Origin of the sequence: Pseudoclavibacter sp. 8L (genome assembly GCF_902506465.1) — a bacterium.
Lineage (GTDB): Bacteria > Actinomycetota > Actinomycetes > Actinomycetales > Microbacteriaceae > Pseudoclavibacter.
Genome location: NZ_LR733186.1, coordinates 1,970,163 through 1,977,259 on the forward strand (window position 1 = coordinate 1,970,163; position 7,097 = coordinate 1,977,259).

The following is a 7,097-nucleotide window of genomic DNA, read 5'->3' on the forward strand; positions in this document are numbered from 1 at the left end:
CGAACGCGGCACCCGGTTGAGCTCTGACGGTGGGTAACCGCTTTCCCGATTGCTCCAACATAACGTGGAATGATCCGCGAGACAACCGTCAGTGATCAAGGGAGCGCTTTCCGATTCGCCGCACGGCCGAGCCCGGGCCGAGGGCAACTCCCCGCCCCCGCTCCCAGGCGCCACCCGAGCTCGGTTCGTAGCCTCGAGCACATGAGCGCTTACGACTACTTGATCATCGGCGGAGGAATGGTCGCGGATGCGGCCGCCCGCGGCATCCGCGAACGAGACGAGACGGGCACCATCGGCATCCTGAGCGCCGACGTCGACGAACCCTACGCGCGGCCCGCGCTCTCGAAGAAGCTCTGGGTCGACCCCGACTTCACGTGGGAGCAGACGCCGCTCGGCACGAGCGACGCGACGGGCGCCGAGATCACGCTCGGCACGCTCGTGACGGGCATCGACCGCGAGGCGAAGAGCGTCACGACCGACACCGGCAAGACCGTCAGCTACGGCAAGCTGCTGCTCGCGACGGGCTCGAAGCCCGTCGAGATCGACGTGCCCGAGAGCACGCGCATCCTCTTCTTCCGCTCGGCGAGCGACTACCGGCGCCTGCGCGAGCTCAGCGAGGGGAACGCCCACGCGGTCGTCGTCGGCGGCGGATACATCGGCACGGAGATCGCGGCGGCCCTCGCGCAGAATCACGTGGAGGTCGACCTGGTCTTCCCCGAGGAGGTGCTCGGCGCATCCACGTTCCCGCCGTCGCTCGCCGAACGATTCCAGGAGCTGTTCGTGGAGCACGGCGTTGGGCTCGTGCCCGGGCGCCGCGTCGAGCGCGTGCGCGCCGAGGTGCGGGCACCCTACGACGAGGCGACCGCGGAGGCAGCCGAGACCATAGCTGCCGCGGAGCCCGCGGCTGGCGCCCCTTCCCCCGAGACCACCCCGGATGGCGTGACCGTCGTGTTCGACAACGGAGCGGAGACGGAGGCCGACTTCGTCGTGTTCGGCCTCGGAGCTAAGCCCGTCGTCGACCTGGCGGAGGACTCCGGCCTCGTGGTCGACGACGGAGGCGTGGTCGTCGACGAACAGCTCCGCACCATCGACCCGTCCATCTGGGCGGCCGGCGACATCGCCGTCTACCCGGACCCGGTCCTCGGCCAGACGCGCGTCGAGCACGTCGACAACGCCACCGAGATGGGGGCGGCCGCGGGCCGTTCGATGGCGGGCGCCGCCGAACCGTACTCGCACACCCCGTACTTCTACTCGATGGTGTTCGGCACGCGGTGGGAAGCGGTCGGCACCCTCGACCCGGAGCTCGACGTGCTGGACGCGGCGCTCCCCGAGTCTGGCGAGTCCGATCAGAGCCGCGTCAGCTACTTCCGCGACGAGTCGGGGGCACCCGTCGGCGTCCTGCTCTGGGACGTCGGCGAGAGCGAAGCACTCCGCGACGCGGCCCGAGCCGTCATCGACGAGGGCGTGACGTCGACCGAGGAACTGCGCACCCGCATCCGCTGACGCCGTCCCACCAGCGCCTGCGCCAGCGACTGCCCACCGGCAGACGCCGAAGGCCCGCCACCTGGGCGGGCCTTCGTGGTCTGCGGCAGTGCCGCGACGGCGGTGCTACTCGGTACCGACTGCCGCGTCGGCTCCGTCGCGCATCTTCTGGATGTGCTCGTCGTGCTGGTTGCCGATCGCGGTGTCCGCGTGGTCTCCGGCCGCGTCGAACGCGTGGTCGGTGAACTGCTCACCCTGCTCGCTGTTCGTCGCCTGCGCTGCCTTGTCGCCGATGTTCTCGAATACCATTCGGTCTCCTTCACTTCGTCGGTTCGACGCGAATGCGCCATACGGAGAGTCCAACATCCGCACGTGGATGCGCGGTGTGCGGCAGCTTGGCGCGACTCAGGCTCACGGCCGCCCGGCTGGTACCGTGCCCATCCGTTCCGCGCGGAGGTCCTCGAGCTCGAGGCCCCGCTCGGTGCTCGGGAAGCGCGCGGCGGTCGAGCGCACCAACGCTGCGGAGAAGTTCGCGCCGAAGAGCTCGCTGCCCGGCTGCAGGGAGAAGCTGTCGTGCAGGGTGCCGACGAGCACGGGGTCGAATCCGGCCGCATCCACGAGCAGCGAGGCACCGGCGATGTCCGCGGGGTCGTCGCCCGCGATGCCGATCCCGCGCCTGCCGACGGCGCCTGCGGGCTTCGGCCCCTCGTCGAGGTCGTGGTAGCCCATGTGATTGAAGGCCTTGACGACTCGCGACTCGGAGAGCAGCTCCTGGACGAGCTCGCTTGTTGCCGCGAACGGGTTGTTGAGGTCGTCGCGCACGCCATCGATCTCCCACCAGTAGTTCATGGCGTCGATGACGAGCTTCCCGCGCAGCTCGTCGCGGGCAATGGCCTCGTGCCCGTCAAGCGGCAGCGCCTTCCCGAGCGGCAGCGCGAGGATGACGATGTCGGCCTGCCGGGCCACCTCGGCGCTGGTGCCCGTGGTCGCGCCGGGCACGAGCACGTCGATGATGAGCTCGATCTTGCTCGGGGAGCCGGAACCCGCGATGAGCACCCGGTAGCCGCTCGCGATGAGGAGGCGGGCGAGTACCGTACCGACCTTGCCGGCCCCCAGGATGCCGATCGTGGGCAGGCTCGCTGCCGACTGACCAGGGGTGGGCTGAGCGTCAGACATTGATGGACTCCTTCGCGAGCAGGGCGCGCACGCGGGGTGCGACCTCGGTACCGAGCAGGGTGATGGTCTGCGAGCGCGCATCGACTGGCAGGCCGATGACGTCGTATTTGAGGTCGAAGCGGCTGATACGCAGCGCCTCGACCATGCGCACGATCTTCTTCGCGACCGTGTCCGGGGAGCCGACGAACAGGGCGCCCGTCTCGAGCTCCTGGAGGTAGCGGTCTTTCGTGGGCGGGTAGAAGCCGCGTTCCCTGCCCATCATCTCGACCATGGGCTTCCACGACTCCCACCAGGTCTCGGCCGCTTCCTCGTCGGTCTCGGCGACGAGGCCGAGCGCGTGCTGGCCGACGCGATTCGCTGGCATCCCGAACTTCTCGAGCGCGCGATGGTAGAGGTCGACGTGGCCGGCGAATCGCTCGGGCTGGCCGCCGATGATGGCGAGCATGAGCGGCAGACCGTAGCGCGCCGCCCGCACGACCGAGTCGGGGCTGCCGCCGACGCCGACCCACGTGGGGATGCCGCCAGGGCGCATCGTCGGGTGCAGGGTCTGGTCGACGAGCGGCGCGCGGACCGTGCCCGACCAGGTCACCGAGGAGTTGCGCTGCAGCTGCATGAAGAGGTCGAGCTTCTCCTCGAAGAGCTGCTCGTAGTCGGCGATGTCGTAGCCGAAGAGCGGGAACGACTGGGTCTGGGATGCGCGCCCCACGACCATCTGCGCGCGCCCGTTCGAGAGCGCGTCGAGGGTAGAGAACTCGTTGTAGAGGCGAACGGGATCGTTGGTGCTGAGCACGGTGACGGCGGAGCCGAGCCCGATGCGCTCGGTCGCCGTGGCGATGCCCGCGAGGACGACGGGGGTCGCGGAGTCGACGAAACCCTCCCGGTAGTGCTCGCCGATGCTGAAGACGTCGAGGCCGACCCGCTCGGCGAGGCGTGCCTCGTCGACGAGCAGGCGCACCGTCTCGGCGTCGGACATGGGACGGCCGTCGACGTTCGGCACGTCGCCGAACGAGTTGAGGCCGATCTCGAATCCGAACTGGGCTGCATCCACTGCGCTCATCTGCGTGCCCTTCTGCGTGCTCATAGGTCCTCCAAGTAGTTGACGCGTCAATCATGCATCCGAGTAGTTGATATGTCAACTACGTGGCATGATGGGGCGACACGAACGACGGAGGACACATGGGCACGCAGAAGCGAACGCAGATCAGCGCCGAGGAGCTGCGGGTCTGGCGCGGGTTCATCGAGACCACGAGCGTGCTGAACTCGCGCCTCGCGAGCCGCATGCAGAGCGAGTCCGCGCTGTCGACGGGCGACTACGGCGTCCTGCTCGCACTGCGCGAGGCACCCAGCCGATCGCTGCGCTCGTCGGAGCTCGCGGCGACGATCGGCTGGGAGCGCAGCCGCCTCTCGCATCAGCTCGGCCGCATGGAGAAGCGCGGCCTCCTGCGCCGCGACCCCTGCGCCGACGACACTCGGGGTTCGGTGGTGAGCCTCACCGAAGAGGGCGCCGCCGCGTTCCGGCGCGGCTCGGTGCCCCACCTCAAAGCCATCCAGGAACTCTTCCTCGACGCTCTCTCGCCCGAGCAGCTGACCCAGGTGGCGTCGATCACGGAGGCCCTGAGCGAGCACCTGGGGCTCGACGAGGCGGAGGGCGGCGCCGACCGTGCCTGAGGCTCTGCGCTCCGCGACGGTCGTCGTCATCGGCGGCGGCCAGGCGGGCCTCTCGGCTGGCTTCCACCTGTCGCGGCGCGGCTTCGCGAGCGCCCTCGACGAGCCGGACGCCGAGCACACCTTCGTGCTGCTGGATTCGAACCCGAAGCCGGGCGGCGCATGGCAGCACCGCTGGGAGTCCCTGACGATGGCGACCGTGAACGGCATCTTCGACCTGCCCACGTTCGCTCGCACCCCTGGCAGCGAGGACGAGCCGAGTCGCGACGCGGTCCCCCGGTACTTCGCCGAGTTCGAGCGCGCGAAGCCCCTGCCCATCCTGCGCCCGGTCAGGGTGCTCGAGGTGTCGCGCGCCGACGACGACCCTCAGGGAGCGCTCCTCGTCGCGACCGACGGCGCCGGCCGGTGGCGCGCCGACGCGATCATCAACGCGACCGGCACGTGGAACAACCCGCTGCTGCCGAGCATCCCTGGCCAGGGTTCGTTCCGCGGCACGCAGCTGCACACGCGCGACTACGTGTCGGCGTCGGCGTTCAAAGGCCAGCGGGTAGCGGTCGTCGGCGGCGGCATCTCGGCGGTGCAGCAGCTCGAGGAGATCTCGCGCGGGGCGCAGACGTTCTGGTACACGCGACGCGAGCCGGTCTTCCTCGAGAACGGCTTCAACCCGGAGGTGGAGGGACGCAGCACCATCGCGAAGGTGACGGCCGACGTCGAGGCGGGCGAGCCGTCGAGCAGCGTCGTCTCGTACACGGGCCTCGGCTGGTCGCCCTACGCGGTGGCTGCCCGGGATCGGGGCGCGCTCGAGCGGCGGCCCATGTTCACCGCCATCGAGCCGGACGGCGTGCGCGAGGCCGACGGGTCCTTCACACCGGTCGACACGATCCTGTGGGCCACGGGGTTCCGCGCCGACCTCGCACACCTCGACGGACTCGGGCTGCGCAACACCCGCGGCGGCATCACGATGCGCGGCACGCAGGTCGCTGACGAGCCGCGCATCCACCTCATCGGCTTCGGCCCGTCGCAGTCGACGGTCGGCGCCAACCGGGCAGGACGAGACGCGGTGCGGGCGATCGAGAAGCTGGGGCTGCAGCGGAGCGAGCGCCCCGCGGGCCCACGGGAGCCCTCGGTCAGGCGGTGATGTGCCACTGCCCAGCCTCGGTGCGTACGGTCGCGGCATGACCACCCCACAGAACGCGTCCCCCGCATCCGACGACTCGGCCGGCGGCGAGAACCTGCGCGACATCATCGAAGAGGTCGAGGGCGAGCACGGCCGGGAAGGTGCAGCCGCGATGGCCGACAAGCTCCGCGACCGCACCGAGGAGACGAAGCAGGAAGACGAGGACCCGGCAGAGGAGCAGAACTAGGCGCGTGCGTGGCACGCATTGCAGGCGCTAGCGTCGTGACATGACTCGCCCCAGCGCCACCCCCACCGTCCAGGTCGACGACGATCGCTTCCGCGTGACCGAGTGGCGGTTCGCGCCCGGAGCGGAGACCGGCTGGCACACCCACGAGCTGCCCTACGTGGTGGTGCCGCAGACCACCGGCACCCTGACGGTCGAGACGACGTCGGCGGACCCGCTCGCCATGGACTGCACAGCGGGTGTCAGCTATAGCCGAGAGCCCGGAGCCCACCACAACCTCGTCAACGACCGGGACGAACCATTCACGTTCGTGGAAATCGAAGCAAAAGCCGGGCCATCCGCCTGAGTCGCGGTGCTAGGTTGCGGGCATGGCTCCCCGCTTCCTGACACCATCTGTCGTCGCGTGTGCGGCGTTGACGCTGGTCGCGCTGACCGGATGCTCGCCGTCGGCGGCACCCGAATCCGCCGCCCCGACCGTCACGGTCACGCAGACCGTTCCGGCGTCGGCACCGCCGGCCACTCCGGTGGAGACGGCAACCCCCACGCCGGAGGTCCCGGCGTGCTCCGGACTCACGCAGGAGGAAGCCGTCTCGGCGTCGATAGGCTCCATCGCCCCGTTCCCCGGGCTCGAGTCGCACGAGTGGGTCGCCGCCACGCAAGACGCGGCAACGTACGACGAGTGCGCGGAACTCTCCTACGTCGTGGTGACCCTGTATGGCGGCACCGTCTCGACGCCGTGCCACATCATGCTCTTCAACCAGGGCCGGTACCTGGGCACCGCGACCGCGGACGCATACGGCTTCCTGCCCAGCGTCGCCCGCCTGGACGACGCGAGCATCGAGGTGACCTACACGTACACGCTGCCCGGTGAGGCGAACGCCGAATCGAGCGGGCGGGTCCAGGCGACCTTCACGTGGGATGAGGACACGCAGTCGGTAGTCATGGACGGCGACGTGCCACCCACGGACTAGGCGTCGGGCTCGGCCGCAGGCTTGGCGCCGGGCCTGGCGCCGGGAGCTTCCAGCACCGCTTTCGCGGCCTGGACGCCCACGCGAGCGCCGTGGAGCACGAACCCGAGCAGCGCCCCGCATCCGCCGAGCACGATCACCGCGATCCCCCACTCCGGCATCGGGATGAGGACAACAAGGCCGGTCGCCAGCGCAAGGTATCCGGCGATCATCGTTGGGCGCTTCGCCCGCACGTGCGCCGCGACCCACGCCACATCGCTCGACATCGTGCTCGGCGTGCGGATGCCCGCGAGCGAGTTCCGCTGCAGCTGACCGGAGGCTGCCGCGCTCGCCATCCAGACCACGAGGAGTCCGGATCCGATCATCACGAGCGAAAGTACGCTTCTGAGCACCAGGGAGTCGTCCATCCACCCCAGCGTAGCCGGACCGGTCCGCTCGCCCCGCC

10 protein-coding genes are annotated in these 7,097 nt (G+C 69.9%); 6 read left to right on the forward strand and 4 right to left on the reverse strand.

Features of this window, described 5'->3' with window-relative positions:
• Window positions 1-201: 201 nt before the first annotated feature.
• Complete coding sequence (locus tag GV007_RS15955) at window positions 202-1,503, forward strand: NAD(P)/FAD-dependent oxidoreductase (RefSeq protein ID WP_160074098.1); 1,302 nt, start codon at window positions 202-204, stop codon at window positions 1,501-1,503.
• A gap of 105 nt (window positions 1,504-1,608) precedes the next feature.
• On the opposite strand, the gene GV007_RS15960 is transcribed toward GV007_RS15955, so the two are convergent.
• The 3 genes from GV007_RS15960 to GV007_RS15970 all read right to left on the reverse strand — a co-directional run bounded on the left by GV007_RS15960 (window position 1,609) and on the right by GV007_RS15970 (window position 3,739).
• Entirely contained in the window at window positions 1,609-1,791 is a 183-nt protein-coding gene (locus tag GV007_RS15960; RefSeq protein ID WP_160074100.1) for an antitoxin, read from the reverse strand.
• Window positions 1,792-1,893: 102 nt separating this feature from the next.
• On the reverse strand, window positions 1,894-2,658 hold the full coding sequence (locus GV007_RS15965; RefSeq protein WP_160074102.1) for an NADPH-dependent F420 reductase: 765 nt from the start codon (window positions 2,656-2,658) through the stop codon (window positions 1,894-1,896).
• Window positions 2,651-3,739: an LLM class flavin-dependent oxidoreductase gene (locus tag GV007_RS15970; RefSeq protein WP_160074104.1), complete on the reverse strand. Its 1,089-nt coding sequence runs from the start codon at window positions 3,737-3,739 to the stop codon at window positions 2,651-2,653. The genes GV007_RS15965 and GV007_RS15970 overlap by 8 nt, the downstream gene beginning before the upstream one ends.
• A 95-nt stretch (window positions 3,740-3,834) precedes the next feature.
• Between GV007_RS15970 and GV007_RS15975 the strand changes: the two genes are divergently transcribed.
• From GV007_RS15975 to GV007_RS15995, 5 genes are read left to right on the forward strand one after another with little or no spacing between them, the layout of a single operon-like run.
• Window positions 3,835-4,326 carry a MarR family winged helix-turn-helix transcriptional regulator gene (locus GV007_RS15975; RefSeq protein WP_160074106.1) on the forward strand — a complete coding sequence of 164 codons (492 nt, stop codon included), beginning with the start codon at window positions 3,835-3,837 and terminating at the stop codon, window positions 4,324-4,326.
• Window positions 4,319-5,461, forward strand: coding sequence for an NAD(P)-binding domain-containing protein (locus tag GV007_RS15980; RefSeq protein ID WP_201297725.1), 1,143 nt, complete (start codon window positions 4,319-4,321; stop codon window positions 5,459-5,461). The genes GV007_RS15975 and GV007_RS15980 overlap by 8 nt, the downstream gene beginning before the upstream one ends.
• A 37-nt stretch (window positions 5,462-5,498) precedes the next feature.
• Window positions 5,499-5,687, forward strand: a complete 189-nt coding sequence (locus tag GV007_RS15985; protein WP_160074108.1) for a hypothetical protein — start codon at window positions 5,499-5,501, stop codon at window positions 5,685-5,687.
• 40 nt (window positions 5,688-5,727) lie between these two features.
• Window positions 5,728-6,030 (forward strand): cupin, encoded by a 303-nt coding sequence (locus tag GV007_RS15990; RefSeq protein ID WP_160074110.1) that lies wholly within the window; start codon window positions 5,728-5,730, stop codon window positions 6,028-6,030.
• Window positions 6,031-6,052: 22 nt separating this feature from the next.
• Window positions 6,053-6,655, forward strand: coding sequence for an LppP/LprE family lipoprotein (locus tag GV007_RS15995; RefSeq protein ID WP_160074112.1), 603 nt, complete (start codon window positions 6,053-6,055; stop codon window positions 6,653-6,655).
• Here the strand turns inward: GV007_RS15995 and GV007_RS16000 are convergent.
• Window positions 6,652-7,097 (reverse strand): SdpI family protein (locus GV007_RS16000; RefSeq protein ID WP_236558547.1); only part of this gene is annotated, 446 nt, incomplete at its 5' end. The two genes, GV007_RS15995 and GV007_RS16000, sit on opposite strands and share 4 nt — an antisense overlap.